Origin of the sequence: Jannaschia formosa, from assembly GCF_003340555.1 — a bacterium.
Taxonomy (GTDB): Bacteria; Pseudomonadota; Alphaproteobacteria; order Rhodobacterales; family Rhodobacteraceae; genus Jannaschia; species Jannaschia formosa.
This window is the reverse complement of the sequence record NZ_QPLJ01000024.1, coordinates 29381-55782: the sequence shown is the minus strand read 5'-3', so window position 1 is coordinate 55782 and position 26402 is coordinate 29381. Positions and strand designations below refer to the sequence as shown.

Annotated in this window: 26 protein-coding genes, 1 tRNA gene and 2 pseudogenes; 26 read left to right on the top strand and 3 right to left on the bottom strand. The window is 67.8% G+C overall.

The window, feature by feature from the left end:
- Both DR046_RS18535 and DR046_RS18530 read left to right on the top strand, forming a co-directional pair.
- Positions 1–203: transposase (locus DR046_RS18535; RefSeq protein ID WP_209313616.1), on the top strand; the 203-nt coding region annotated here is incomplete at its 5' end.
- 14 nt (positions 204–217) lie between these two features.
- Positions 218–340: pseudogene (locus DR046_RS18530) on the top strand (IS3 family transposase); the annotation flags it as partial.
- Between the two features lie 63 nt (positions 341–403).
- Here the strand turns inward: DR046_RS18530 and DR046_RS18525 are convergent.
- A pseudogene (locus tag DR046_RS18525) lies at positions 404–679 on the bottom strand (transposase); the annotation flags it as partial.
- Between the two features lie 287 nt (positions 680–966).
- Positions 967–1056 (bottom strand) — tRNA-Ser (locus DR046_RS18520).
- A gap of 156 nt (positions 1057–1212) precedes the next feature.
- On the opposite strand from DR046_RS18520, the gene DR046_RS18515 reads away from it, so the two are divergent.
- The 23 genes from DR046_RS18515 (at position 1213) to tsf (ending at position 24118) form a co-directional block, all read left to right on the top strand.
- Positions 1213–2076 carry a DUF2059 domain-containing protein gene (locus DR046_RS18515; RefSeq protein WP_115383868.1) on the top strand — a complete coding sequence of 288 codons (864 nt, stop codon included), beginning with the start codon at positions 1213–1215 and terminating at the stop codon, positions 2074–2076.
- A 192-nt stretch (positions 2077–2268) separates the two neighbouring features.
- Positions 2269–2958, top strand: a complete 690-nt coding sequence (locus tag DR046_RS18510) for a 50S ribosomal protein L21 (RefSeq protein ID WP_115383867.1) — start codon at positions 2269–2271, stop codon at positions 2956–2958.
- A 6-nt stretch (positions 2959–2964) separates the two neighbouring features.
- Positions 2965–3234, top strand: a complete 270-nt coding sequence (gene rpmA, locus DR046_RS18505) for a 50S ribosomal protein L27 (RefSeq protein ID WP_115383866.1) — start codon at positions 2965–2967, stop codon at positions 3232–3234.
- A 102-nt stretch (positions 3235–3336) separates the two neighbouring features.
- Positions 3337–3939 (top strand): LysE family translocator, encoded by a 603-nt coding sequence (locus DR046_RS18500; RefSeq protein WP_115383865.1) that lies wholly within the window; start codon positions 3337–3339, stop codon positions 3937–3939.
- Positions 3936–4499, top strand: a complete 564-nt coding sequence (locus tag DR046_RS18495) for a GNAT family N-acetyltransferase (RefSeq protein ID WP_115383864.1) — start codon at positions 3936–3938, stop codon at positions 4497–4499. Before DR046_RS18500 ends, DR046_RS18495 begins: the two co-directional genes overlap by 4 nt.
- Before the next feature lie 32 nt (positions 4500–4531).
- A complete protein-coding gene (obgE, locus tag DR046_RS18490) occupies positions 4532–5569 on the top strand; it encodes a GTPase ObgE (protein ID WP_115383863.1) in 1038 nt (345 codons plus the stop codon).
- Positions 5554–6657, top strand: a complete 1104-nt coding sequence (proB, locus tag DR046_RS18485) for a glutamate 5-kinase (protein WP_115383862.1) — start codon at positions 5554–5556, stop codon at positions 6655–6657. The genes obgE and proB overlap by 16 nt, the downstream gene beginning before the upstream one ends.
- Positions 6657–7916: a glutamate-5-semialdehyde dehydrogenase gene (locus tag DR046_RS18480; protein WP_115383861.1), complete on the top strand. Its 1260-nt coding sequence runs from the start codon at positions 6657–6659 to the stop codon at positions 7914–7916. Before proB ends, DR046_RS18480 begins: the two co-directional genes overlap by 1 nt.
- A 24-nt stretch (positions 7917–7940) precedes the next feature.
- Complete coding sequence (locus tag DR046_RS18475) at positions 7941–9125, top strand: trans-sulfuration enzyme family protein (RefSeq protein WP_115383860.1); 1185 nt, start codon at positions 7941–7943, stop codon at positions 9123–9125.
- 29 nt (positions 9126–9154) lie between these two features.
- Positions 9155–10207, top strand: a complete 1053-nt coding sequence (locus tag DR046_RS18470; protein WP_115383859.1) for an ATP-binding protein — start codon at positions 9155–9157, stop codon at positions 10205–10207.
- Positions 10208–10434: 227 nt separating this feature from the next.
- Positions 10435–11475 carry a PstS family phosphate ABC transporter substrate-binding protein gene (locus DR046_RS18465; protein ID WP_115383858.1) on the top strand — a complete coding sequence of 347 codons (1041 nt, stop codon included), beginning with the start codon at positions 10435–10437 and terminating at the stop codon, positions 11473–11475.
- Positions 11476–11569: 94 nt separating this feature from the next.
- Positions 11570–13033 (top strand): phosphate ABC transporter permease subunit PstC, encoded by a 1464-nt coding sequence (gene pstC / locus DR046_RS18460; RefSeq protein ID WP_115383857.1) that lies wholly within the window; start codon positions 11570–11572, stop codon positions 13031–13033.
- On the top strand, positions 13030–14382 hold the full coding sequence (gene pstA / locus DR046_RS18455) for a phosphate ABC transporter permease PstA (protein WP_115383856.1): 1353 nt from the start codon (positions 13030–13032) through the stop codon (positions 14380–14382). The genes pstC and pstA overlap by 4 nt, the downstream gene beginning before the upstream one ends.
- 13 nt (positions 14383–14395) lie before the next feature.
- Complete coding sequence (pstB, locus tag DR046_RS18450) at positions 14396–15193, top strand: phosphate ABC transporter ATP-binding protein PstB (RefSeq protein ID WP_115383855.1); 798 nt, start codon at positions 14396–14398, stop codon at positions 15191–15193.
- 3 nt (positions 15194–15196) lie between these two features.
- Entirely contained in the window at positions 15197–15919 is a 723-nt protein-coding gene (gene phoU, locus DR046_RS18445; protein ID WP_115383854.1) for a phosphate signaling complex protein PhoU, read from the top strand.
- Positions 15916–16605 (top strand): phosphate regulon transcriptional regulator PhoB, encoded by a 690-nt coding sequence (phoB, locus tag DR046_RS18440; protein ID WP_115383853.1) that lies wholly within the window; start codon positions 15916–15918, stop codon positions 16603–16605. Before phoU ends, phoB begins: the two co-directional genes overlap by 4 nt.
- 158 nt (positions 16606–16763) lie before the next feature.
- Complete coding sequence (gene trkA, locus DR046_RS18435) at positions 16764–18146, top strand: Trk system potassium transporter TrkA (protein ID WP_115383852.1); 1383 nt, start codon at positions 16764–16766, stop codon at positions 18144–18146.
- On the top strand, positions 18146–19684 hold the full coding sequence (locus DR046_RS18430; protein WP_115383851.1) for a potassium transporter TrkG: 1539 nt from the start codon (positions 18146–18148) through the stop codon (positions 19682–19684). The genes trkA and DR046_RS18430 overlap by 1 nt, the downstream gene beginning before the upstream one ends.
- A 140-nt stretch (positions 19685–19824) precedes the next feature.
- Positions 19825–20073, top strand: coding sequence for an RNA chaperone Hfq (hfq, locus tag DR046_RS18425; protein ID WP_115383850.1), 249 nt, complete (start codon positions 19825–19827; stop codon positions 20071–20073).
- A 55-nt stretch (positions 20074–20128) separates the two neighbouring features.
- On the top strand, positions 20129–21430 hold the full coding sequence (hflX, locus tag DR046_RS18420; protein ID WP_115383849.1) for a GTPase HflX: 1302 nt from the start codon (positions 20129–20131) through the stop codon (positions 21428–21430).
- A 136-nt stretch (positions 21431–21566) separates the two neighbouring features.
- The gene (locus tag DR046_RS18415; protein ID WP_115383848.1) at positions 21567–22124 is read left to right on the top strand and encodes a lipid-binding SYLF domain-containing protein; all 558 of its coding nucleotides are present in this window, start codon (positions 21567–21569) and stop codon (positions 22122–22124) included.
- A 242-nt stretch (positions 22125–22366) separates the two neighbouring features.
- Positions 22367–23170: a 30S ribosomal protein S2 gene (gene rpsB / locus DR046_RS18410; protein WP_115383847.1), complete on the top strand. Its 804-nt coding sequence runs from the start codon at positions 22367–22369 to the stop codon at positions 23168–23170.
- 72 nt (positions 23171–23242) lie between these two features.
- Positions 23243–24118, top strand: a complete 876-nt coding sequence (tsf, locus tag DR046_RS18405) for a translation elongation factor Ts (protein ID WP_115383846.1) — start codon at positions 23243–23245, stop codon at positions 24116–24118.
- A gap of 323 nt (positions 24119–24441) precedes the next feature.
- Here the strand turns inward: tsf and DR046_RS18400 are convergent, their stop codons facing one another.
- A complete protein-coding gene (locus DR046_RS18400; RefSeq protein ID WP_115383845.1) occupies positions 24442–25227 on the bottom strand; it encodes a LuxR family transcriptional regulator in 786 nt (261 codons plus the stop codon).
- A 225-nt stretch (positions 25228–25452) separates the two neighbouring features.
- Here DR046_RS18400 and DR046_RS18395 point away from each other — a divergent pair, with 225 nt between their 5' ends.
- The gene (locus tag DR046_RS18395; RefSeq protein WP_115383844.1) at positions 25453–26373 is read left to right on the top strand and encodes a choline ABC transporter substrate-binding protein; all 921 of its coding nucleotides are present in this window, start codon (positions 25453–25455) and stop codon (positions 26371–26373) included.
- The last annotated feature ends 29 nt before the right edge of the window (positions 26374–26402 follow it).

Below are 26402 nucleotides of genomic sequence, written 5' to 3'. Positions count from 1 at the left end.
GCTGCTGGATGCTGTTCCTGCCGGCCTACTCGCCCGACCTGAACCCGATCGAGATGGCCTTCTCCAAGCTGAAAGCCCACCTCCGCCGCATCGGCGCGCGGACCTACGATACGCTCATCCGCGCGCTCGGCGATATCTGTGGCATCTTCGATCCCGAGGAGTGCTGGAGCTTCTTCAAAGCAGCAGGATACGCGTCATGCTAAAAGCAAAACGCTTTAGGGCGTCGATCGGGCGGTACCTGGCCTTCTACAACCAAACGCGCCCGCATTCGGCACATGGCGGGCGGACGCCCGACCAGGCATACTTCAACCCGCCAAGGCCAATCCCGGCCGCGGCATAACCAGCGCGGAGATCCACTTAGCGACAGAACTCAAGCTGCTCAGACAACCGGGGCCACCTCTAACCACCGGAACAACAGGTTGTAGTCCAGCTGCTCCATCGGTTGTCGTTCGGAGCGGATCGAGAACAGGATCTGTAGCAGACCGGCGCGGATCAGACGCTCAGGCGCGATCGAGGGGCGGCCGAAATCAGCATGACGCACGCCTAACTCGGCATCGAGGCTCGCCAAGGCGTCGTCGACGATCCGACGGATCGAACGCAGCGGATGCCGCGCCAAAACGCGCTCCTTGAGATCGACATAGCTGAACAGCGCACCGCTCGCCTCGTCCGTCCCCCGCATCACCACCCCCCGTCGCAGTCGTGCCAGAAGGGAATCATGTTCCAAAACCCGCGTCGAGGCTGGCCGTTTTCAGCAGCCTGCTAGCGACCTACTGCGATCTATGTGTGCCTGCCTACCGGGGGCCGAGAGGGTTGTTCGCGGCTACAATCTGCCTGCGTGTGTCTTGGACGCTATCACAAGACGCCGCATGATCGCGAGCACACAGATGCACGTATGGGGACGAACATGGGACTGAGGAGTTGGGCTCGATCGCAAGCACCGGATATGTTTTGGACTTTGTCCAATAGTGGCGGAGAGACAGGGATTCGAACCCTGGGTAGGCTTGCACCCACACCGGTTTTCGAAACCGGCCCGTTCGACCACTCCGGCACCTCTCCGCGCTTCGGGTGGTGGCGCGTCTTTAGGCAAGCTGCTTCGGGGGCGCAAGTCCGGGACGACGCGAAAACCTCGCCTTCACGAAAATTGCGTGTGAGGCCTTTCTTTTTTCGGAATCGGTTGTTTCAGTGGTATTCGGTGATCGAGAGAGAGCAGACATGAACAAGAAGACAAGGATCGCCGCCACATTTCTCCTCGGCATCGCCCTCGCGGGTGGCGCGGCCAGGGCAGAGACGGGGGCGGCAGGGGCGGTCGAGTCCCGGACCATCGAACAGGCGGACCTTCTGGCGGTGACGCAGATCGGTTCGCTGATGCAGATCGTCGCGACCGAGGGGGCGCGCCACGGTCTGTCGCTGGAGCGGTCGCTGTTTCCCGGACGCGGCGGCGAGGGCTGGCGGCGCGAGGTGGCCCGCATCCAGACGCCCGAGCGGCTGACGCCCCTGATCCGCGCGAGCATCGGCGAGATGCTGCGCCCGGCCGACCTGGAAGACGCGCACGACTTCTACTCGTCCGATCTCGGCCAGCGGATCATCGGGCGCGAGGTCTATGCACGGCGCCAGATGCTCGACGGCGATGTCGAGGCGAAGGCGAAGCAGGCCTCGGCCACGCTGATCGCCGCCGAGTCGCCGCGGGCGGTTATGATCGACCAGCTGATCGAGACGCTGGACCTAATTTCGACGAACGTGTCGGGGGGCATGAACGCGAACTTCGCCTTCTACCGGGGGCTCGCCGATGGCGGGGCCATGGCGCGGCGCCTGGCCGAGGGCGAGATGCTCGCCATGGTCCGCGAGCAGGAGCCGGAGATCCGCAAGGCCACCGAGACCTGGCTGCGCGCGTACCTGATGATGGCCTACAGGCCGTTCACGGACGGTGAGCTCGCGACCTATGTCGATTTCGCCCAGACCGATGCCGGCAAGCGCTACAACGCCGCCATGTTCGAGGGCTTCGGGCGCGTGTTCGAAAGCACGTCCTACGATCTCGGGCGGGCGGCGGCGCGCTACATGGTGTCGACCGACATCTGAGCGGCGCTTGACATCCGCGCCGCCCCCTGCGATGGGGCTCACGGGCCGCAGACCACTGCGGCCCGTTGCTATTTCCAGTCGCGCAAGCGACGCCACCTTGCCCCCGAGGGCACGCTGTCCGAGGTGCGGGTTTCCCGCGCGAACGCCCCGACAGGGGGACCACAGGGCGCGACAGATGACAGGAGAACGCGCATGTTTGCCGTTCTGAAGACCGGAGGCAAGCAGTACCGGGTCGCCACGGGCGACGTGCTGCGGGTCGAGAAGCTGGCCGCCGAGGCCGGTGAGAAAGTCCAGTTCAACGACGTGCTGATGATCGGGGGCGACAGCGTCACCGTCGGCGCGCCGACGATCGAGGGCGCCGCCGTGCAGGCCGAGGTGATCGACCAGATCAAGGGCGAGAAGCTCATCCACTTCGTCAAGCGCCGCCGCAAGCACGGGTCCCAGCGGACCAAGGGCCACCGCCAGCAGCTCACGCTGCTGCGCGTGGGTGACATCCTGACCTCGGGCGCGGGCGACACGGGCGTCAAGGCCGCGATGGGCGCGGGCTCGGTCTCGGCCGCCGCCATGGGCGCCGCCGCGCCGGCCGCGAAGTCCGCGCCGAAGTCGACCGATGCGCCGTCCGCGGAACTGTCCGGCAAGCGCCCCGCCAACCTGCTCGACGAGGCGCGCGGCGGGAAGGCGGACGATCTCAAGAAGATCTCCGGCGTCGGCCCGAAGCTCGAAGGCCTGCTCCACGAGAACGGCGTCTTCCACTTCGACCAGATCGCCGCTTGGGATTCCGAGGAAATCGCCTACATGGATGACAAGCTGTCGTTCAAGGGCCGGATCGAGCGTGACGGCTGGATCGACCAGGCGAAGACCTTCGCCGCAGAACAGGAGTAAGGACAGATGGCACACAAGAAAGCCGGTGGTTCCTCCCGCAACGGCCGCGACTCCGCCGGTCGCCGCCTTGGCGTGAAGCTCTTCGGGGGCCAGCAGGCCGTCCCGGGCAACATCATCGTGCGTCAGCGCGGCACCAAGTGGTGGCCGGGCGAGGGCGTCGGCATCGGCAAGGATCACACGATCTTCGCCACCGCCGAGGGCGCCGTGACGTTCCGAAAGGGCTTCAAGAACCGAACCTTCATCTCGGTCCTCCCGGTGGCGGAGGCCGCCGAGTAAGCCGAACCTTCATGTTTAGCGAATAGGGGGATCGGCGACAGCCGGTCCCCCTTTGCTTTTTCCAGGGCCAACGATGATGCCTTCGCTTTCCCGGACCGCCGCGTGACCGTCGCGGTCCTGCCCTTCACGCTCTTCGCGGCAAGCCAGGTCGGCACGCCGGGGCCTGCGAACATGGCGCTGATGGCCACGGGCGCGCGCTTCGGCCTTCGTCGCGCGCTGCCCTTCGTGGCCGGGGTGGTTCTGGGCAAGCAGTTGATCATCTGGCCCATCGGCTACGGCCTGATGGAGGTCGCGGCCCGCGCGCCGCTGGCCTTCGCGGCCCTCAAATGGGCCTCCGCCGCCTATATCGTCTGGCTCGCCTGGAAAGTCGCGAACCTGCGCCTGGGCGAGGGCGGAGACGCGACCGCGCCCGGCTTCGCGGCGGGGCTGATCGTGCACCCGCTCAACCCCAAGGCTTGGGCGATGATAACCGCCGGGTTTACCGGGTTCGTCGCCCCGGGAACGCCCACATTCGAGGCCACGCTGGCGATCGCGCTGGTGCTGCTCGGCTGCCAGATTCTGTTGCACCCGGTCTGGACGATGGGCGGCGCGCTTGTTGCGCGCACGCTCCGCGGCAAGCCGGGCGAGCGTTACCTGATGTGGACCCTCGCGGCGCTGACCGTCGCAAGCGTCCTGTTCGTGTTGTTCGGAGGAGGACCGACATGACCCCCCAGACTGCCCCCATCCGGCTGGACCCCAGCCCCGGCGCGCAACCCACCGTCCGCACCGAGCGGCTGTCGCTGCGGCCCGTGCGCCGCTCCGACATGGGGCTGATCGAGCTCTATGCCGGCCGCCGCGAGGTCGCCGAGATGACGACCACGATCCCGCACCCGCTGCCGCCCGGGACGACCGACGCCTTCGTGACCCGCTGCCTGTCGGGCAGTTCGGGCGAGACCGCCTGGGCGATGGACGCCTCAGGCGCGGGCCTGGGCGAGCTGGTCGGCCTGATCTCGCTCACCGGGATGGACCGCAACCAGGCCGAGATCGGCTACTGGGTGGCGCCGGTCGTCTGGAACACGGGCCTTGCGACCGAGGCGCTGCGCGCCCTGATGGCGGCCAACCCCCTGAAGAACAGCCATATCTTCGGGACCGTCTTCCAGGACAACCCGGCTTCGGCGCGGGTGCTGACCAATGCGGGCTTCGACTATATCGGCGAGGCCGAAGCCTATTGCGTGGCCCGCGGGGCCGTCGTGCCGCAATGGACTTACATTCGTCACATGGCTTGAGGCCGACTGCCGCCGGGCGTAAGGGCTGAGTCATGAAGTTTCTCGATCTCGCAAAGGTCTACATCCGCTCCGGCGCCGGGGGGAACGGCGCCGTGTCGTTCCGCCGCGAGAAGTTCGTCGAATTCGGCGGCCCCGACGGCGGCGATGGCGGGCGCGGCGGCGATGTCATCGCGCTCGCGGTCGAGGGGCTGAACACGCTGATCGACTTCCGCTACCAGCAGCACTTCTTCGCCAAGAGCGGGCAGGGCGGGCAGGGCCGCCAGCGCACCGGCAAGGATGGCGACGACATCATCCTGCGCGTCCCCGTCGGGACCGAGATCCTCGACGAGGACCAGGAGACGGTGCTGGCCGACATGACCGAGCTGGGCCAGCGCATCGTGCTGGCCAAGGGCGGCAATGGCGGCTTCGGCAACCTGCACTTCAAGTCCTCGACCAACCAGGCCCCGCGCCGCGCCAATCCCGGCCAGCCGGGAGTGGACCGGACGATCTGGCTGCGCCTGAAGCTGATCGCCGATGTCGGCCTGCTGGGCCTGCCCAACGCCGGCAAGTCGACCTTCCTCGCCGCGACCTCGAACGCCCGGCCCAAGATCGCGGACTACCCCTTCACCACGATCGTCCCGAATCTCGGCGTCGTCGGCGTCGACGGGGTGGAGTTCGTGGTGGCCGACATTCCCGGCCTCATCGAGGGTGCGCATGAGGGACGAGGCATCGGCGACCGCTTCCTCGGTCATGTCGAACGGTCCGGGGCGTTGCTGCACCTCGTCGATGGCACCTCCGCCGACGTGGTCGAGGACTGGCGCACCATCGTCACGGAACTTACGCGCTATGGCGGCGGGCTGGCCGACAAGCCGCGCCTGCTGGTGCTCAACAAGGTCGATGCGCTGGACGAGGACGAGATCGCTGCGCGCCGGGACGCGCTGGCCGAGGCGGCCGGGACCGAGGTCATGACTATGTCCGGCGTCTCGGGCGCGGGCGTGACCGAGGTGCTCCGTGCCCTGCGCATCCTCATCAAGCGGGAGGCGGCGGCGGCCGATCCGGCCCCGACCGACACGCCTTGGTCGCCAGTCTAGCCGGCGCACGCCGCATCGTCGTCAAGATCGGCTCGGCGCTTCTGGTCGACAGCGCCACCGGAGAGGTGCGCGGCGACTGGCTGCGCGGGCTCGCCGCCGATCTCGCCGACCTGCGCGCGCGGGGCGCCGACGTGATCGTCGTCTCCTCCGGCTCCATTGCGCTCGGCCGGTCCGTGCTGGGCCTCGCCCCGCCCTTGTCGCTGGAGCAGAGCCAGGCCGCCGCCGCCGTGGGCCAGATCCGGCTGGCCGAGGCCTATGGCGCCGCGCTCGGGCCCCTAGGCCTGACGACCGCGCAGGTCCTGCTAACGCTCGATGACAGCGAGGACCGGCGCCGCTACCTCAACATGCGCGCCACCTTCGAAACGCTGCTGGCCCTCGGTGCGATTCCTGTCGTCAATGAGAACGACACGGTCGCCACCGATGAGATCCGGTTCGGCGACAACGACCGCCTCGCGGCGCAGGTCGCGGCGATGGCGGGGGCCGAGGCCTGCGTGCTGCTGTCGGATGTCGACGGGCTCTACACCGCCAATCCGAACCTCGATCCGAATGCCAGACATTTGCCCGAAGTGTCCGACATCACCCCCGAGATCGCCGCCATGGCGGGCGAGGGCGTGTCGGGGCTGTCGAAGGGCGGCATGATCACCAAGCTGATGGCCGCACGGACCGCGACCGAGGCGGGCTGCGCGCTGGCGATCACACTGGGCGGCGACCGGCCGCTCTCGGCGCTTGCAGCCGGTGCCCGCGCGACCTGGTTCCTGCCGAAGGACGACCCGCAGACGGCGCGAAAGCGATGGATCGGCTCGATGAAGCCCCGCGGCACCGTCGCGGTGGACGAAGGCGCGGCCCGTGCTCTGGCGCAGGGCAAGTCGCTGCTGCCCGCCGGCGTCACCTTCGTCGGCGGCCGGTTCGGGCGCGGCGAGCCGGTGACGATCGAGGGCCCCGATGGGCGCGCGATGGGGCAGGGGCTGATCCGCTACACGGCCGAGGAGGCGCGGCTCATCAAGGGGCTTCGCTCGGGTGACATCGCGGCGGCGCTCGGCTATCCGGGGCGGGCGGCGCTGATCCACAGGGACGACATGGTGATCTGATGAAGGATTTCGACTCCGACATTCCGGGTCTGATGGCCGGCATGGGCCGCGCCGCGCGCGAGGCCGCGGCCGAACTCGCCTCCGCCACGGCCGAGCGCAAGCACGCGGCTCTGATCGGCGCCGCCGACGCGCTCTGGGCCCGGCGCGGCGACGTGCTGGTGGCCAACGGGAAGGACCTCGATTTCGGCCGCGACAAGGGCCTGTCGGATGCGATGATGGACCGGCTGAAGCTGGACGAGGACCGCATCCGCAGCATCTGCGACTCTCTCAGGGCCATCGCGGAACAGGCTGATCCGGTTGGGGAAGTGATCGCGGAATGGGACCGGCCCAACGGTCTCCACATCCGCCGCGTGCGCACGCCCCTGGGCGTGGTCGGCGTCATCTACGAAAGCCGGCCCAACGTCACCGCCGATACCGGCGCGCTGTGCCTCAAGGCCGGCAACGCGGTCATCCTGCGCGGTGGCAGCGAGTCGTTCCACTCCTCCCGCGCGATCCACGCCGCGATGGTCGTCGGCCTCCGCACCGCGAATCTGCCCGAGACGGCGATCCAGCTCGTCCCGACACGCGACCGCGCCGCCGTCACGGCCATGCTGACCGCGACCGACCATATCGACGTCATCGTCCCACGCGGCGGCAAGGGCCTCGTCGGCCTCGTCCAGCGGGAGGCGCGGGTACCCGTCTTTGCGCATCTGGAGGGAATCGTTCACATCTATATCGACGCCTCCGCCGAGCCGGAGATGGCCCGCCGCGTCGTCCTGAACGCCAAGACCCGCCGCACCGGCATCTGCGGCGCCGCCGAATGCCTGCTGATCCATCGCGACATTGCCGAGGGCCTGGGCCAGGACGTGATCGACATGCTGCGTGCCGAAGGGGTGGAAGTGCGCGCGGGCAAGGGGTTGCGAGGGGACCTTGAAGCGACGGACGAAGACTGGGGCGCCGAATATCTCGACATGAAGATCGCCGCGAAAGTGGTTGACGACGTTGACGATGCCATCGCCCACATCCGCCGCTACGGCTCCGACCACACCGATTGCATCATCGCCGCCGATCCCGCTCCAGTCGCCCGCTTCTTCGAGCGGCTCGACAGCGCCATCCTGATGCACAACGCCTCGACCCAGTTCGCCGATGGCGGAGAGTTCGGGATGGGCGCCGAGATCGGCATCGCCACCGGCAAGATGCACGCGCGCGGTCCCGTCGGGGCCGAGCAGCTCACCAGCTTCAAGTATCTCGTCACCGCTGACGGCGCGATCCGCAGCTAATCATAGCCTTACAAGACGGTCTTCATGTCCCAGCGCCCCAACCTCGTGCGCCGCACGCCCTTTCCCGACTCCGTCAGCCGCGCGGTCGTGACGCCGCTACAACCTTCGGTCGTCTATGCCTCGCCCGACCCGGACGCGCTGGACGACCAGTACGAGGGCCGCGCAAAGGGCTATACCTACGGGCGCGAGGGGCATCCGAACGCGGACGTGCTGGCGCAGATGATCGACCGAATGGAGGGGGGCGAGGGCGGCATCGTCACCGGGTCCGGCATGTCGGCCGTGACCGCGACGATCCTGGGTCTGCTGTCCCAGGGCGATCACATCGTCGGCGCCGACCAGCTCTATGGCCGCAGCCTGCGGATGATGACTCAGGACCTGCCGCGCTGGGGCATCACCTCGACGCTGGCCGATCCGACCGATCCGAGGGCGATGGAGGCGGCGATAACCCCGGCGACGAAGATGATCCTCGTCGAGGTCGTCTCAAACCCCACGCTGCGCATCGCCGACATGGAGGGGATCACCCGGCTCGCGAAGGACCGCGGCCTGATCCTCGTCGTCGACAACACCTTCACCACGCCCTACGGCTATGCGGCCTACGAGAAGGGCGCCGATATCGTGATCCATTCGGTCACCAAGCTGCTCGCCGGGCATAGCGACGTGACGCTGGGCTATGTGCTGGCCCGCGACCCGGGCCGCCGCAAGGCGATCTACGACAGCGTCGTCACGCTGGGCCTCACGCCAAGCCCTTGGGATTGCTGGATGGCAGAGCGCGGGCTCTACAGCTTCGACATGCGCCACGCCCGCGCGCAGGAAAATGCCGCCGCCCTGGCCGAGACGATCTCGGCCCATCCGGCGGTCGAGTCTGTTCTCTATCCGGGCCGCGCCGATCACCCAGACCACAACCGCGCTGCCGCCGTCCTCGACGGGCAGTTCGGCAACATGGTGTCGTTCCGCCTGCACGGGGGCCGCGCGGCTGCGGTCGCGCTGACCCGGGCGGCGCCGCAACTGGCCTTCGCACCGACTCTGGGCGACGTCGGCACGACGCTGTCGCATCCCGCCTCCTCCTCGCACCGGGGCTTGACCGAGGCGGGCCGCGCGCGGCTTGGTATCACCGAAGGCTTCTTCCGTGTCTCCGTCGGCTGCGAGCCGATCGACCTGCTGCGCGCCGATTTCACCGCCGCGCTGGATGCGGTGGCGGCGCTGGGGTAGCACGCCGCCAGACCTCCGGAGCCTCCGCCATGCAAGCGTCCGACCTGCCCGACCTGGCGATCCAGATCGTCGACGCGCTGGCGGAGCCGGTCCTGCTGCTCGATCCGAAAGGGCGGGTCCAGCGCGCCAACGCGGCGGCGCATGAATGGTTCGGGACCTGGATCGACGGGCAGTCCTATGTCAGCGTGCTGCGGCAGCCAGGCCTCCTGACCCCGGTCGAGGATGCGTTCTTCCGCGGCACGCCCGGGCATGCGCGGTTTTCGCACAGCTCCGGCGCTGTTGAGACGCAATTCGACGTCACCGTCACGCCGCTCCGCGACAAGGGCGCGCGCGGACGGGTCCTGCTGGTCTTCCGCGACGTCTCTGGGCGGCATGACGCGGCCTCGATGCGGCGCGACTTCGTCGCCAACGTCTCGCACGAGCTCAAGACGCCGCTCACCGCGATGCGCGGCTTCATCGAGACGCTGCTCGGCCCCGCCCGCGCCGATCCCGCAGCGCAGGAGCGGTTCTTGGGCCTGATGGCGCAGGAGGTCGGCCGGATGAGCCGGCTCGTCAGCGACCTTCTGGTGCTGAGCCGTCTTGAGGGGCTGGCCCGACAACGCCCGACCGAGACCGTCGATCTGGTGCTTGTGCTGGGCGAGGCGGTCGAGATGCTGAGCCCCGGCGCCGAAGTCGAGGATGTCGAGATCTGCGTCGAGGGGCCCGCGACCGCGCTGGTCAAGGGCGACCGCGACCAGCTGATGCAGGTCGTCAGCAACCTGATCGAGAACGGCGTCAAATACGGCGCCCATCCCGGCACCGTCCGCACGCGCCTGCGCCACATCGCGCGCGAGCCGGTGCTGCGGGCCCCCGCCTGGGCGCTGGAGGTCACCGACGATGGACCGGGCGTCGCGCCCGAGCACGTCCCCCGCCTGACCGAGCGTTTCTACCGCGTCGATACCGGCCGGTCCCGCGCGCAAGGCGGAACGGGGCTGGGTCTGTCGATCGTCAAGCATATCGTGAACCGCCACAGGGGACGCATGCGGATCGACAGCGAGCAGGGCGAGGGCATGACCGTCACGGTGATCCTTCCCGAGGCGTGACTGCGCCGCCCCGGCGCCCGGGCGCAGCCGTCCTGATTAATGTTTTCAGGTTCTTGGCGGGCGACCTGAATAATTGCGCCGAAGCGGTCCGCGGACCCGTGCCTTCCCACCACACTGTCATAAAACCGTTACTCTCCTGTCACAAAAGCCAGATGCGCGGCACCTAGGTGCGCAGGCGATCGGGCCCGCTGGTGGCCCGTGAATGGATGTAAAACTCAGGAGTTGTCATGTCCCTCACCAAGACCGCCCTCTCGACCTTCGCCGTCGCCGCCGTCTGCGCCACCGGCGCCGCCGCGCAGTCCCGCGACAATGTCCAGGTCGCCGGATCCTCGACCGTGCTGCCCTACGCCTCGATCGTGGCCGAAGCTTTCGGCGAGAATTTCGACTTCCCGACCCCGGTCGTGGAATCGGGCGGCTCCTCGGCTGGCCTGCGCCGCTTCTGCGAGGGCGTCGGCGAGAACACCATCGACATCGCGAACGCCTCCCGCGCGATCCGCGAGGGCGAGGTCGAAGCCTGCGCCGCCAATGGCGTGGACGACATCATCGAGGTCCGGATCGGCTATGACGGCATCGTCTTCGCCAGCCGCCAGAACGGCCCGGCCTTCAACGCCTTCACGCCCTCCGACATCTTCAACGCCCTGGGCGCCCGCGTCCTGGTCGATGGCGAGCTGGTCGACAACCCGCATGACCAGTGGGCCGACTTCAACGCCGACCTCCCGGCCGTCAACATCGCCGCCTTCATCCCGGGCACCAACCACGGCACCCGCGAAGTCTTCGAAGAGCAGGTGATCGCGGCCGGCTGCGAAGCCACCGGCACCTACGACGCCCTCGTCGCCTCCGGCATGACCGAGGACGAAGCCGAGGATGCCTGCCTCGCGGTCCGTTCCGACGGCGTCGCGGTCGACATCACCGGCGACTACACCGAGACGCTGGCGCGGATCGAGTCGAACCCCGACGGGATCGGCGTCTTCGGCCTGTCCTTCTACGAGAACAACACGGATGTTCTGAAGGTCGCGACCATGAACGGCGTGGCGCCCTCGACCGAGACCATCGCTTCCGGCGAATACCCGGTCTCGCGCCCGCTCTACTTCTACATCAAGGGCGCGCATATCGGCGTCATCCCTGGCCTGAAGGAATACGCCTCCTTCTTCGTCTCCGACGACATCGCCGGCCCCGGCGGCCCGCTCTCCGACTACGGCCTCGTGCCCGATCCGGAGCTGGATGCGGTCCAGGCGACGGTCGAGAACGAAGTCGACATGACCGAGTAATCCCGTCCTTTCCGACACGCGCCGCGGCGGGGGCTCTCCGCCGCGGCGCATTGCGCCTCCGCGCGGGGCGCGTTCTTCCCGATGGAGTTTCCCAATGTCGCCGCTCTGGCTCCTCGTCTCCATCGCCGTCCTTGCCTTGATCGGCGCGGTCATCGGTCGCCGCAAGGCCATGGCCTCCGCCGGGGGCGACGCGCGAGAGCTGCATTCCCTTCCGAACTATTACGGCGCCAATGTCGCCCTGTTGGTGACCGCGCCCGCGCTGCTGGTGCTGGCGGCCTGGATGATACTTCAGCCCATGCTGATCGAGGGCCGTGTCGCTTCGATCGTGCCCGACGCCGCCTATCAGGATGCCGGCGCACTGAACCTTCTGATGGCGGACGTGCGCCGGGTCGCGGGCGGGCTGGACCTTGCCGTGGCGCAGGGTGCGCTCACCGCGCAGGAGGCGCACGACGCCGAAGCCACCGACCTGCGCGCCCGGCTGGCCGAGATCGGGGTCGCCGTCGGCAGCGAGGTCGATACCGTCATCCTCGAGGCGGCGCAGCGCTATCGCGTCCTCGACAGCCGCGCGGATCTCGCGCGCACGGTGGTCATCCTGATCCTCGCGCTGGCGGGCTTCATCTTCACCGTCTCGCGGATCGACCGAACCTACCGCGCCCGCAACTCGGTCGAACTGGCGGTGCTGGTCCTGCTGATCGGCGCCTCGACCATCGCGATCCTGACGACCTTCGGCATCGTGATGTCTATGCTGTTCGAGACGATGAACTTCTTCCGGCAATACCCGGCCTCGGAGTTCTTCTTCTCGACCACCTGGGACCCGAGCTTTTCCGGCCGGGGCGGCGCGTCCGAACTCGGCATCCTGCCGCTGCTCTGGGGCACGCTCTACATCTCGCTGATCGCGCTGCTGGTCTCGGTCCCGATCGGCCTCTTTGCGGCGATCTACCTGTCGGAATACGCCGACAAGCGCTTCCGCGGCTTCGCAAAGCCCCTGCTGGAGGTGCTGGCCGGCATCCCGACCATCGTCTACGGCCTTTTCGCGCTGATCACGGTCGGCCCGCTGCTGCGCGACGCCATCGCCTCGCCGCTGGGCCTCGGCAACAGCGCATCGTCGGTGATGACCGCGGGCCTCGTGATGGGCATCATGCTGATCCCCTTCGTCTCCTCGCTCTCCGACGACATCATCAACGCGGTGCCGCAGGCGATGCGCGACGGCTCCTACGGGCTGGGCGCGACGCAGTCCGAGACGATCCGCCAGGTGATCGTCCCCGCGGCCCTGCCGGGCATCGTCGGCGCCATCCTGCTGGCCGCCTCGCGCGCCATCGGCGAGACGATGATCGTCGTGCTGGGGGCAGGGGCCGCGGCCCGGATCGACGTGAACCCCTTCGAGGCGATGACGACGGTGACCGTCAAGATCGTCAGCCAGCTGACCGGCGACACCGACTTCTCGTCGCCCGAGACGCTGGTCGCCTTCGCGCTGGGCCTCACCCTCTTCGTCATCACGCTGGGGCTGAACGTCCTCGCCCTCTACATCGTGCGCCGTTACCGGGAGCAATACGAATGACCATTGCCACCGCCGACACCCCGCGGAGCACGCCTAACGCCGGCTCGCTCATGCAGGCCGACGCGAAGACCGCGAAGCGCAACGCGCGCGAGAAGCGGTTCCGGCTCTATGGCCTCATCGCCGTCTGCACCGGCATCCTGATGCTGGTCCTGCTGATGATCTCGATCCTCACCGCCGGTCTCTCGGCCTTCCGCCAGACCACGATCGAGATCTCCGTGCCGCTCGACGCGGAGCGTCTGGACCCCGAGGGCAACCGCAATCCGGTCGAGATGGCCTCGGTCACGACCTTCGGCTATGCGCCGCTGCTGCGCGACGGGCTCATGCAGACCATCGAGGCGGCGGGGATCGAGACCGATCTGCCCGAGGGCGACATCGCCGACCTGATCTCGGACGAGAGCGTGGCTCAACTGCGCGCCACCGTGCTCGCCAACCCCGAGCTGGTGGGCCAGACGGTCCCGGTCGAGGTGCTGGCCAGCGGCCGCATCGACGGCTTCTTCAAGGGCCGCGTGACCTACGAGACGGCCGAGCTCGACAGTAACATCTCGCCCGAGCAGCTTCGCCTGGCCGAGGCGCTGGAGGAGGCGGGCCTGCTTCGGACCGGCTTCAACTGGCGCTTCATCACCGCGCCCGACGCCTCCAGCACCCGTCCCGAGGCGGCGGGCCTCGGCGTCGCCATCCTCGGCAGCTTCTACATGATGCTGGTCGTGCTTGTGCTGTCGCTGCCCATCGGCGTCGCCGCCTCGATCTACCTGGAAGAATTCGCGCCGCAGAACCGCTTCACCGACCTGATCGAGGTGAACATCTCGAACCTCGCCGCCGTGCCATCCATCGTCTTCGGCATCCTCGGCCTCGCGATCTTCATCAACTTCGCGGGCTTGCCGCAATCGGCGCCCATCGTCGGCGGCCTCGTGCTGACGCTGATGACGCTGCCGACGATCATCATCGCGACGCGCGCCGCGCTCAAGGCGGTGCCGCCCTCGATCCGTGACGCCGCCCTCGGCATCGGCGCCTCGAAGATGCAGGCCGTCTTCCACCACGTCCTGCCGCTGGCGATGCCCGGCATCCTGACCGGCACGATCATCGGCCTCGCGCAGGCTCTGGGCGAGACGGCGCCGCTGCTGCTGATCGGGATGGTCGCCTTCGTGCGCGAATACCCGGATGCGCCCTGGGACGGCGGCCTCTTCGACCCGGCCACCGCCCTGCCGGTGCAGGTCTACAACTTCACCCAGCGGTCCGATCCGGCCTTCGTCGAGCGGGCGTCCGGCGCGATCATCGTTCTGCTGATATTCCTTCTGATCATGAACCTCGCGGCCATCTTCCTGCGTCGCAAGTTCGAGCGCCGCTGGTAAAAGGGGCCCCGAGATGAACGACATGCGATTTGTGGAGAGAACCGTGGGCAACGAGGAAGTGAAGATCGCGGCCAGGGGCGTCCATGTCTATTATGGCGACACCCACGCCATCAAGGACGTGAATATCGACATCGCCGACAAGATGGTCACCGCCTTCATCGGCCCCTCGGGCTGCGGCAAGTCGACCTTCCTGCGCTGCATCAACCGGATGAACGACACGATCCCGATCGCGCGGATCGAGGGCGACATCATGATCGACGGCGAGGACATCTACGACCGGCGGGTCGATCCGGTGCAGCTGCGCGCCAAGGTCGGGATGGTCTTCCAGAAGCCCAACCCCTTCCCGAAGTCGATCTACGACAATGTCGCCTACGGCCCGAAGATCCACGGGCTCGCCCGCAACAAGGCCGAGCTCGACGAGATCGTCGAGACCTCGCTCCGCCGCGCCGCGCTCTGGGACGAGGTCAAGGACCGGCTCCAGGCGCCCGGCACCGGCCTCTCTGGCGGACAGCAGCAGCGCCTCTGCATCGCCCGCGCCGTCGCCACCTCGCCCGAGGTGCTGCTGATGGACGAGCCGTGCTCCGCGCTCGACCCGATCGCCACCGACCAGGTCGAGAACCTGATTCACGAGCTGCGCGAACGCTACAGCGTGGTGATCGTCACCCATTCCATGTCGCAGGCCAGCCGCGTCAGCCAGCGCACCGCCTATTTCCACCTGGGCGAGATGGTCGAATACGGCGAGACCGGCGACATCTTCACCAATCCGCGCGACCAGCGGACCGAGAATTACATCACCGGCCGGATCGGATAGATCATGAAATCGAACCCTCACATTTCGGCGGCCTTCGACCGCGACCTCGAGGCGATCCAGGCGCTCATCATGAAGATGGGCGGCCAGGTCGAGGACGCCGTCGCCAAGGCCTCGCAGGCCCTTTCGGAGAACGACCCCGAACTGGCCAACAAGGTGCGCCGCGACGACAAGCGGATCGACGAGATGGAACTGAAGGTCAACGAAGAGGCCGCCCGCGTCATCGCCCTTCGCCAGCCCATTGCCAGCGACCTGCGCACCGTCCTGACCGTCTTCCGCATCTCCGCCGCGCTGGAGCGGATCGGCGACTATGCCAAGAACATGGCCAAGCGGACCGAGATCATCATCGACCTGCAGCCCGTCGAGGGCAGCGCCGCCTCGCTCCGGCGCATGTCGAAGGCGGTCGAGGCGATGCTGAAGGACGTGCTCGACGCCTACATCCAGCGCGACGCCGAACTTGCCGCCGACGTCCGCGCCCGCGACGAGGAAGTCGACCAGATGTATAACGCGCTCTTCCGGGTCTACCTGACCCACATGATGGAGGATCCGCGCAACATCACGCCCTGCATGCACCTGCATTTCATGGCCAAGAACATCGAGCGCATGGGCGACCTCGTCACCGGCATCGCCGAGCAGGTGATCTACCTCGTCACCGGCGAGATCCCCGGGGACGAGCGGGTGAAGGCCGACCGCACCAGCACCGCGAAAGGCGGTGCGCTGCCGTCATGAGCGCGCAGCTCTCCGTCCTGGTGGTCGAGGACGAGGCCCCGCAGCGCGAGGTGCTGGTCTACAACCTCGAGGCCGAGGGCTATCACGTCCAGCAGGCCACCTCGGGCGACGCAGCACTCGACCTCGCGCGAGAGGATGCGCCCGACCTGATCCTGCTCGACTGGATGCTGCCCGAGGTCTCGGGCATCGAGGTCTGCCGCCGGCTGAAATCGGCGCCCGAGACGCGGTCGATCCCGGTCATCATGATCTCCGCCCGCTCGGAAGAGGTGGACCGCGTCCGCGGGCTCGAAACCGGGGCCGACGACTACGTGGTGAAACCCTATTCCGTGGTCGAGCTGATGGCCCGGATCCGCACTCAGCTGCGCCGCGTCCGCCCGGCCTCGGTCGGGGAGATCCTCGAATTCGGGGACATCCAGGTCAATTCCGAGGAACACCGCGTCTTCCGCGCCGGCGCCGAGCTCCATCTCGGCCCGACCGAGTTCCGCCTGCTCACGACCTTCATGGAACGCCCCGGCCGGGTCTGGTCGCGCGACCAGCTTCTCGACCGGGTCTGGGGCAGGGACATCTATGTCGACAGCCGCACGGTCGACGTCCATGTCGGCCGCCTCCGCAAGGTGCTGCGCGGCGCGACCGGCACAGACGACCCGATCCGCACGGTGCGCGGCGCGGGCTACGCGCTGGGCTGAGGACGGGCGGGGAAGGCGGCGGATCGAACGGCTGCCCTTCGGACTCCAGAACGGCTGCCCTTTGGATCACCGAACGGCAGCCGTTCCGGCGCCCCGTTGACCGCCCCATCCCGCGGCCCTATCCGTCGGGAAACCGGACGCCATGACGGAGCCCAGCCTTGAAGGTCATCATCTGCGGCGCGGGGCAGGTCGGCTGGCAGATCGCCAGGCATCTGGCGGGCGAACGCAACGACGTCACCGTCGTCGACAACAACCCGAGCCTCGTGAACCGCGCGACCGACACGCTCGACGTGCAGGGCATCACCGGCTTCGCCTCCTACCCGAACGTGCTCGAGAGGGCAGGGGCCGAGGACGCGGACATGCTGATCGCGGCGACCCATTCCGACGAGGTCAACATGGTGACCTGTCAGGTCGCCCATTCCGTTTTCACCGTCCCGCGCAAGATCGCGCGGCTTCGGGCGCAGTCCTACCTCAGCGCGATGCGCTCCGATCTCTACCGCCGCGACCACATGCCGATCGACGTCGTCATCTCGCCCGAGAAGGAGGTGGCCGAGGCCGCGCTGCGCCGCCTGCGCGCGCCCGAGGCCTTCGACGTCGAGGAGTTCATGGACGGGCGCGCGCAGTTCATCGGCCTGCAGCTCGACGCCGACTGCCCCGTGCTCGACACGCCGCTGCGCCAGCTGTCCGAGCTGTTCTCGACGCTGCGCGCCGTCGTCGTCGGCGTGCGCCGCCCCGGCGGCCGGCTCTTCGCGCCCGACCCGCGCGACCAGCTTCAGGCCGGGGACCAGATCTACGTCCTGACACACACCGCCGACCTCGCCCGCACGCAGGAGATCTTCGGCAAGCCCTCGAAGCGCGCCGAGCGCGTCGTGCTGATCGGCGGCGGCAATGTCGGCCTCACCGTCGCCAAGGCGCTGGAGGCCAGCCCCGACCGCGTCCGCGCCAAGATGATCGAGCGCGACCGCGCCTCCGCCGAACGCGCCGCCGAGGCGCTGGAACGGACGATCGTGCTCTCGGGCGACGGGCTCGACATCGAGCTGCTGCGCGAGGCCAATATCGAGCGGGCCGACGCCGTGCTGACCGTCACCGACGACGACAAGACCAACCTTCTGGCTGCCGTCCGCGCCAAGGCGGCGGGCTGTTCCAAGACCATCGCGCTGATCAACGACCCGACGCTGGTGCCGCTGATGGGTCCGCTCCAGATCGACGCCTATGTGAACCCGCGGCAGACCACGGTCAGCTCGATCCTGCGCCATGTCCGCCACGGCCGGGTCCGCAACGTCTACTCCGTCGGCGATGCCGAGGCCGAGGTGATCGAGGCGCAGGTCCTGTCGACCTCGCCGCTGGCCGGACGCCGCATCCGCGACATCACCTTCCCGGAAGGCGCGCTGGTCGGCGCCATCGCCAAGGAGGACGGGCGCATCCTGCGCCCCGAAGGCGCCACCCTGATCGAGGAGGGCGACGTCATCGCGATCTTCGCGCTCGCCGCCGACGTGCCGGAGGTGGAGCGGCTGCTGCAGGTGCAGGTGGACTTCTTCTGATGCCCCGGACGGCTGCCGTTCCGGTCCAGCAGCGTCACCCCCTCCCGCTCCTCGTCAAGCTGGCCGGGTTCTTGGCGCTGTCGATGCTGGTGCCCGCCGGGCACGGCCTCTATTTCGGGCGCTACGCCGACGCCCAGGCCTTCGGGCTCTGGGCCGCGATCCTGCTGGCGCTCGCCACGGCGATCGGGCTCGCCACCGGCAACCGCCGCCCCCGCAACGTCACCCGCAGCCACCTGACGGCGCTTCTGGGGGCGCTGGCCCTCCTGCCGGCGCTCGCCGCGCTGCCGGTGAACGAGGCGGTGGTCGATACGCGCTACCTCAACGCCTATGTCGAGATGGTCGCCGCCGCGACCACCACCGGCGGCACGCTCTTCGCACCGGACCGCCTCTCCGAGACGGTGCATCTGTGGCGCGCGCTCGTCGCCTGGCAGGGCGGGCTCCTGATCCTGGTGGCCGCCGTCGCGATCCTCGCGCCGCTGCGGCTCGGCGGGTTCGAGGTCACCTATACCGCCCGCTTCGGGCAGAGCGCGCGGCTCTCGACCGAGGATCAGTCCGCCGACCCCGAGCACCGGCTGACCCGCTACTTCCGCGCCATCGCGCCGATCTATGCCGGGCTCACGGTGCTGCTGTGGCTGCTGCTCTACGGGTCGGGCGATCCGTCGACCCGCGCCGCGATCCACGCCATGTCGACGATGTCGACCTCGGGCATCACGGCGGGCGGCGGCCCGGCCGAGGCGGCCAGCGGCCTCGGCGGAGAGATCATCGTCTTCCTTTTCCTCACCTTCGCCGTCTCGCGCCAGGTCTATGCCGGACGCATGCCGCGCGACCAAGCCGTCCGCATCACCAGGGATCGCGAGATCCGCATTGCGCTGATGATCATCGGGCTGGCCGTGCTGCTGCTCGTCGCGCGCCACTTCGTAAGCGCGATCGGGCTCGCGACCCAGACCGATCCCGTCACCGCGCTGCGCGCGATCTGGGGCACGATCTTCACCGTGCTGTCCTTCCTGACGACGACCGGCTGGGAATCGGCCGACTGGGACACGGCGCGCGACTGGTCCGGCCTCGACACGCCGATCGTGCTGCTGATGGGGCTGACGATGTTCGGCGGCGGCATCGCGACCACGGCGGGCGGGGTGAAGCTGCTGCGGATCTACGCGCTCTACGAACATGGCCGGCGCGAGATGAACCTGCTGGTCCACCCCCACGGCATCGTCGGCGGCAGCGTGCGCAGCTCGATCCCCATGCGGGGCGTCGAGGCGGCCTGGGTCTTCTTCATGATCTTCGCGATCACGCTGGCGGCGGTCAGCCTGCTTCTGGCGGCGACCGGGCTCGACCTGACCGGCGCGATGATCCTGGCCGTCGCCGCGCTGACCACCACCGGCCCGCTGGCCGACATGGCGATGGGAACCGGCCCCGCGACGGGAATCGGCACCCTCTCGGACGCGACCAAGCTGATCTGGGCGGGGGCGATGGTCGTCGGACGGCTTGAGGCGCTGGCCCTGATCGCGCTGTTCAACCCCGACTTCTGGCGAAAATAGGGGTCGGCTGAGGCGAAAGCGCCGCGCCTGGCACAATCCGGTCTTGTCGGGACTGGATGTTTCGCGATTGCGTGCCCATAAACATCGGTAACGCAACCAGGACGGCCCGGACAAGGGCTGCGGACACGACGGGACGGCACATGGCCTCGGACAAACAGAACCTTCAGGACGCGTTCCTCAACCACGTCCGCAAGACCAAGGTGCCGGTGACGATCTTCCTGATCAACGGCGTGAAGCTTCAGGGTGTTATCACCTGGTTCGACAATTTCTGCGTCCTGCTGCGCCGCGACGGGCAATCCCAGCTCGTCTACAAGCACGCGATCTCCACCGTGATGCCCGCGCAGCCGATCCAGCTCTATTCTGGCGAGAACGACTCTGACGGCTCCTGAGACCGGACATTCGACCGAGGCGCGCCCGACGCGCGCCTACGTCCTGCATCCCGACATGCGTGGCGGCGACCGCTCCGGCCGCGATCCGCGCCTTGCCCTCGAAGAGGCCGTCTCGCTCGCCCATGCGCTGCCGGGGCTTGAGGTCGTGGGCTCCGCCGTCGTGCGCCTGCCGAAGCCCCATCCGGGCATGCTGTTCGGCTCCGGCAAGGTCGAGGAGCTCAAGCAGCTGATCGAGGCCGAAGAGATCGAGCTGATCCTCATCGACGGCAACGTCTCTCCGGTGCAGCAGCGCAATCTCGAGAAGGAGTGGAAGGTCAAGCTGCTCGACCGGACCTCCCTGATCCTCGAGATCTTCGCCGACCGCGCCGCCACCCGCGAAGGCGTGCTTCAGGTCGACCTCGCCGCGCTCAGCTACCAGCGCACCCGCCTCGTGCGCGCCTGGACCCACCTTGAACGCCAGCGCGGCGGCCTCGGCTTCGTCGGCGGTCCCGGCGAGACCCAGATCGAGGCGGACCGCCGCGCCATCGACGAGCAGATGGTGCAACTGCGCCGCCAGCTGGAGAAGGTCGCCAAGACGCGGGAACTGCACCGCGCCGCCCGCGCCAAGGTGCCCTATCCGGTGGTCGCGCTAGTGGGCTATACCAACGCCGGAAAGTCCACGCTCTTCAACCGCCTGACCGGGGCCGAGGTGCTGGCGAAGGACATGCTCTTCGCGACGCTCGACCCGACGATGCGCGCGGTGGAGCTTAGGACCGGGGCAGGGACGCTCGACGTGATCCTGTCGGACACGGTGGGCTTCATCTCGGACCTGCCGACCCAGCTCGTCGCCGCCTTCCGCGCGACCCTGGAAGAGGTCCTGGACGCCGACCTCATCGTCCATGTCCGCGACATCTCCCACCCCGAAAGCGAGGCGCAGGCCCAGGACGTCGAGACGATCCTCGAGGCGCTCGGCACCGACGAGAAGATCCCGCGGATCGAGCTCTGGAACAAGGCCGACCAGCTGGACTCCCAGGCCGCCGAGGCCGCCGCCAACCGCGCCGCGCGCCGCGACGACGTCTATCTGGGATCTGCCGTGACGGGGCAGGGGCTCGATGCGCTGCTCGACCGGATCGCCGTCGCGCTTGCGGACACGACCGAAGAGACCGTGCTGACGCTCCCCTTCGCCGAAGGCCGGGCCCGCGCCTGGCTCCACGAGGAAGGCGTCGTCCTCTCCGAGGAATCGGTCGAGGCGGGCACCCGCCTCGCGCTGCGCTGGACCCGCCGCCAGGCCGACCGGTTCGCCGCGTCCTTCCCCGACCTCCTCGCCAAGCGCCCCGCGCCGCAGGACCCGCCGCCGAGCACCCCCTGGGAGCCCTGAGGCCCGCTGTGGCCCAGGCTGCACAGTCGCCGTCCGCGTCGCCCGGGAGTCATGACAGGATTCGCCGGGCCTGCTAGGCTTCCGCCCGACCGGGGCGCAAGACCCCGGCAGAGCAGAAACGGACAGGACAACAGACATGACCGCATTATCGCGCCGCCGCTTCCTCGCGGCCGTCTCCGCGCCCCTGGCCCTTGCGGCCTGCGGCAACGGGGTCGGCTCCGACGGCGGAGAGCGGATCGACGCCCGCGTCGACGCCGCCATCTCCTTCATGGACCAGACCCTGCCCGAGACGCGCAGACTGCGCGATCGGGCCTCGGGCATGCTGATGATGCCCCTGATGACCAAGGCCGGCCTCGGTCTCGGCGGGTCCTACGGGCGCGGCGCGCTACGCGTGGCCGACTCGACGGTCGACTACTACTCGACGACCAGCGCCTCCGTCGGCCTCCAGATTGGCGCCCAGCAATACGCCCACGCGCTGTTCTTCATGACGCCCGCCGCTCTCGCCAGCTTCCGGGCGAGCCAGGGCTGGGTCGCCGGCGCGGATCTCGAGTACGTGGCCTCGGCGAATGCCGGCGCGGTGACGACCGACACGACCTCGCTGCTGACCCCGGTCGTCGCCGTCGTCTTCGGCCAGGCGGGGCTTCTCGCCGGTGCATCCATCGAGGGACAGAAGTACAACCGCATCATCCCGTGACCGCACCGATCCCGCGCCTCGCGGGTGGCAAGGTGCGAAAACGAGGTATGACCAGGATCACCCGCGGATCGCCCGTGGATCACCCGTCGCATCCCCTTGCGCCGGCACGCCGCATGCCGTAACGCACGCGCACTTCACAGGCGGGGGCGGGCCCCCGGGGGAGACATCCCCGGACGGTCCACCGGTTGGCGCATCCGCGTCGAGACCCCTGCCGAGGCATGAAACCGGAAAGGATCCAAAGCATGGCTCTGCCTGACTTTTCCCTCCGTCAGCTCCTGGAAGCTGGCGTTCACTTCGGCCACCAGACGCAGCGCTGGAACCCGCGCATGGCGCCGTATATCTACGGTGCCAAGAACGGCATCCACATCATGGACCTGACGCAGACGGTCCCGCTGCTCGACCAGGCCCTGAAGGCCGTCAACGACGTCGTCGCCCGCGGCGGCCGCGTCCTCTTCGTCGGCACCAAGCGCCAGGCCCAGAAGCCCATCGCCGAGGCTGCCGAGCGCTGCGCGCAGTATTACATGAACCACCGCTGGCTGGGCGGCACGCTGACGAACTGGAAGACGGTTTCCAATTCGATCAACCGCTTGAAGGCCATCGACGAAGCGATGGAAGGCGGCTTCGAGGGGCTCACCAAGAAGGAGCGCCTCGGGATGGAGCGGGATCAGGCCAAGCTCCAGGCCTCGCTCGGCGGCATCCGCGAAATGGGTGGACTGCCGGATCTGCTCTTCATTATCGACGTCAACAAGGAAGACCTCGCCATCGCCGAGGCGAAGAAGCTGGGCATCCCGGTCGTCGCGGTCGTCGACACCAACTGCTCGCCCGAGGGCGTCGACTACGTCATCCCCGGCAACGATGACGCCGCGCGCGCCATCGCTCTCTACTGCGACCTGATCTCGCGCGCCGCGCTGGAAGGCATGAGCGCGCAGCTCGGCGCCGCCGGCATGGATATCGGCGAGATGGAAGAGACGCCGGTCGAGGACATCGATCCCGGCGAGGCGGAAGAGGTCCCCGCCTCCGAGACCGAAGCGCCCGCCGACGCCTGACGCCTAGCGTCATCAAACGGTTACGAGGCGCGGTTCATGTGACCGCGCCTCCCCCATTCAAGGAGTAGAGACATGGCGATCACTGCCGCACAGGTGAAGCAGCTGCGCGAGTCGACCGGCGCAGGCATGATGGACGCGAAGAAGGCCCTGACCGAGACCGATGGCGACATGGAGGCGGCCGTCGACTGGCTGCGGACCAAGGGTCTGGCCAAGGCTGCCAAGAAGTCGGGTCGCACCGCCGCCGAGGGTCTCGTCGCGGTCGCCGTCGACGGCGGGACCGGCGTCGCGGTCGAGGTGAACTCCGAGACGGACTTCGTCGGCAAGAACGCCGAATTCCAGGCCATGGTCGGCGACATCGCGCAGGCCGCGCTGAACGTCCCCGACCTCGCCGCGCTGACCGAGGCCGAGATCGGCGGCAAGACGGTCGCGACGATCATCACCGACAAGATCGCGAAGATCGGCGAGAACATGTCGGTCCGCCGGATGGCGAAGCTTTCGGCCGAATCCGTCGTGACCTACGTCCACAACGCCGCGGCCCCCGGCATGGGCAAGATCGGCGTGCTGGTCGGCCTCTCGGGCTCCAACGACGACTTCGGCAAGCAGGTCGCGATGCACATCGCCGCGGTCAATCCCGCCTCGCTCAGCGAAGCCGATCTCGACCCCGCCGTCGTCGAGAAGGAGCGTCAGGTCCAGATCGAGATCGCGCGGGAATCGGGCAAGCCCGAGGCCGTGATCGAGAAGATGATCGAGGGCCGGATGAAGAAGTACATGTCCGAGGTCACGCTTCTGAACCAGGCCTTCGTCGTGAACCCCGACCTGAGCGTCGGCAAGGCCGCCGAGGAAGCCGGCGTCGAGATCACCGGCTTCGTCCGGCTCGAGGTGGGCGAGGGCATCGAGGTCGTGAAGGAAGACTTCGCCGCCGAGGTCGCCAAGGCCGCCCAAGGCTGAAGAACGCCTTCCAACCAACTGAAAAGGCGGCGTCGAGGGGAACACTCGACGCCGCCCGGTTGTCTCGAGGATGGGGCTTCGGGGATGAGACCCGACCCTCGATAATTCGCTCGGTCTCTCGGGCTAATTCCCCAGAGACCTCGCACTGTCGAACCTCATCGACCGTGCAGATCGACCCCGGGGAAACGCCCCCGACTTGACGACCTGCCATCTAGTCCATGGCGGAATTGCCATCACTCACAAGACGCCTCCGTTATCGCAAGCTGACGCCGGGGCAGTAAGTCCGGTTTTCCTTACCTGTCAGTAAAACTTTGCCCATCCGGTCAGGTTTGGACCGGAAACGCCATCCGCGTCGAGTGGAACTGGTTGAGCACCGACGCTTTCAAAACCGCCTGCGCCGTCGTGTCCACGTCCAGCGCCTCGCGCGCGAGCCGCAGGTGCTTCTCGATCGTCGCGACGTTTCGCCCGAGCATAAGTGCCACATCCTGAACGCTTTTCCCGTCCGCGATCAGGGCAAGGACCTCGCGCTGGCGACCCGTCAGCTTCCGGCCATGCGCGTCGTAGGGCAGGGTGCGGATCACGAAATGGGTCACCTGGTTGATCAGCTCGATCCTTTGCCCCTCCCGCTCCCAGAGCGCGTCGACCTCGTCCTGCGTCATCGTCGAAGAGGCCAGACCGATCCCGTGACCCGAGCGCGTCATGGTCCGCGGAAAGCTCAGCCCGTAGCCGGCCGAGACGCCATGCCGGCCCGTGAACTCCCAGACCCGCATCTCCTCGGGGCTCAGCCGACCCGCGCGATAATCCTCCTCGATCTCGCGGAAGGATCTGACCCCGACATTCTGCATGGCCCAGCGGATCAGCGGCGCGTTCTGGCAGAGCCCGTCGTCGAGGTACGGCCGGATGAAGGACTGGGGGTAAGTCGTGAGTATCAGGGCGTCTCTCACGTCGCCGGGCCCGCAGGTCGTCCCGAATTCGGTCGCGGCATAGAGCAGAAGATCGAAGCCCCAGCCGTTCATGACCTGGACATGCCGCGCCCAGAGCGTCTCCAGATCCGTGGTCCTCGTCACCGAGAGGAGGTAGCCCTCCAGATCATCGAGTGTTCCGTTCATCGCCGTCCTTCCGGGCCGTCGAGGCAACGCTAGGGCACGGAAAAACCTCTGTCCATGATGACAGCTCTGAGACAGGCTCTACAAGACGGACGGATAGGGTCAGCCATTCACTCCTCTATCGGATCGTTATAATCATAGTTATGTAAATAAGACGGCCTTCCTTCAGCTTGCACCGCAGGACCGCATGCTTTCTAAATCGGGAAAACCATACCGGAGACCACCCGCATGCTCAGATTGACCTTGTCCGCGTCCGCTCTGTCTCTCGCCGCCGTGTCCGCACAGGCGGCCTGCGAGACGGTGACCTTCGCTGATGTCGGCTGGACGGACATCACCGCGACGACCGCCGCGGCCTCCGTCGTGCTGGAAGCGCTCGGCTACGAGGCCGATGTCAAGGTCCTGTCGGTCCCGGTGACCTATACCTCGATGGCCGAGGGAGACATCGACGTGTTCCTGGGCAACTGGATGCCGACGATGGAGGCGGATATCGCGCCGTATCGTGAGGCCGGGACGGTCGACACGGTTCGCGCCAACCTCGAAGGCGCGAAGTATACGCTTGCCGTGAACGACGCCGCGAAAGCCCTTGGAATTGCATCCTTCGGGGACATCCAGGCCCATGCCCAGGCGCTCGACGGCAAGATCTACGGGATTGAGCCGGGCAATGACGGCAATCGCCTGATCCAGTCGATGATCGACCAGGGCGCCTTCGGCCTGTCGGATTTCGAGATCGTCGAGAGCTCCGAGCAAGGAATGCTCGCGCAGGTGGATCGTCTGACCCGGCGGGACGAACCGATCGTCTTCCTCGGATGGGAGCCGCACCCGATGAACGCGAATTTCAGCCTGACCTATCTTCAGGGCGGCGACGACTTCTTCGGGCCGAATCTCGGAGGCGCGACCGTCTACACCAACACGCGGGCGGGCTATGTCGAGGAATGTCCGAATGTCGGACAATTGCTCCAGAACATGAGCTTCTCGCTGTCGATGGAGAACGAGATCATGAGCGCCATCCTCGATGACGGCGCCGATCCCGAGGCCGCCGCGACCGAGTGGCTCAAGGCCAATACCGGAGTTCTCGAAGGCTGGCTCGACGGGGTGACGACGCTGGAGGGTGGCGACGCCATGGCCGCCGTTACCGAAGCGCTCCAGTAACCACGAGGAGGGGGCGTCCGCGCCCCCTG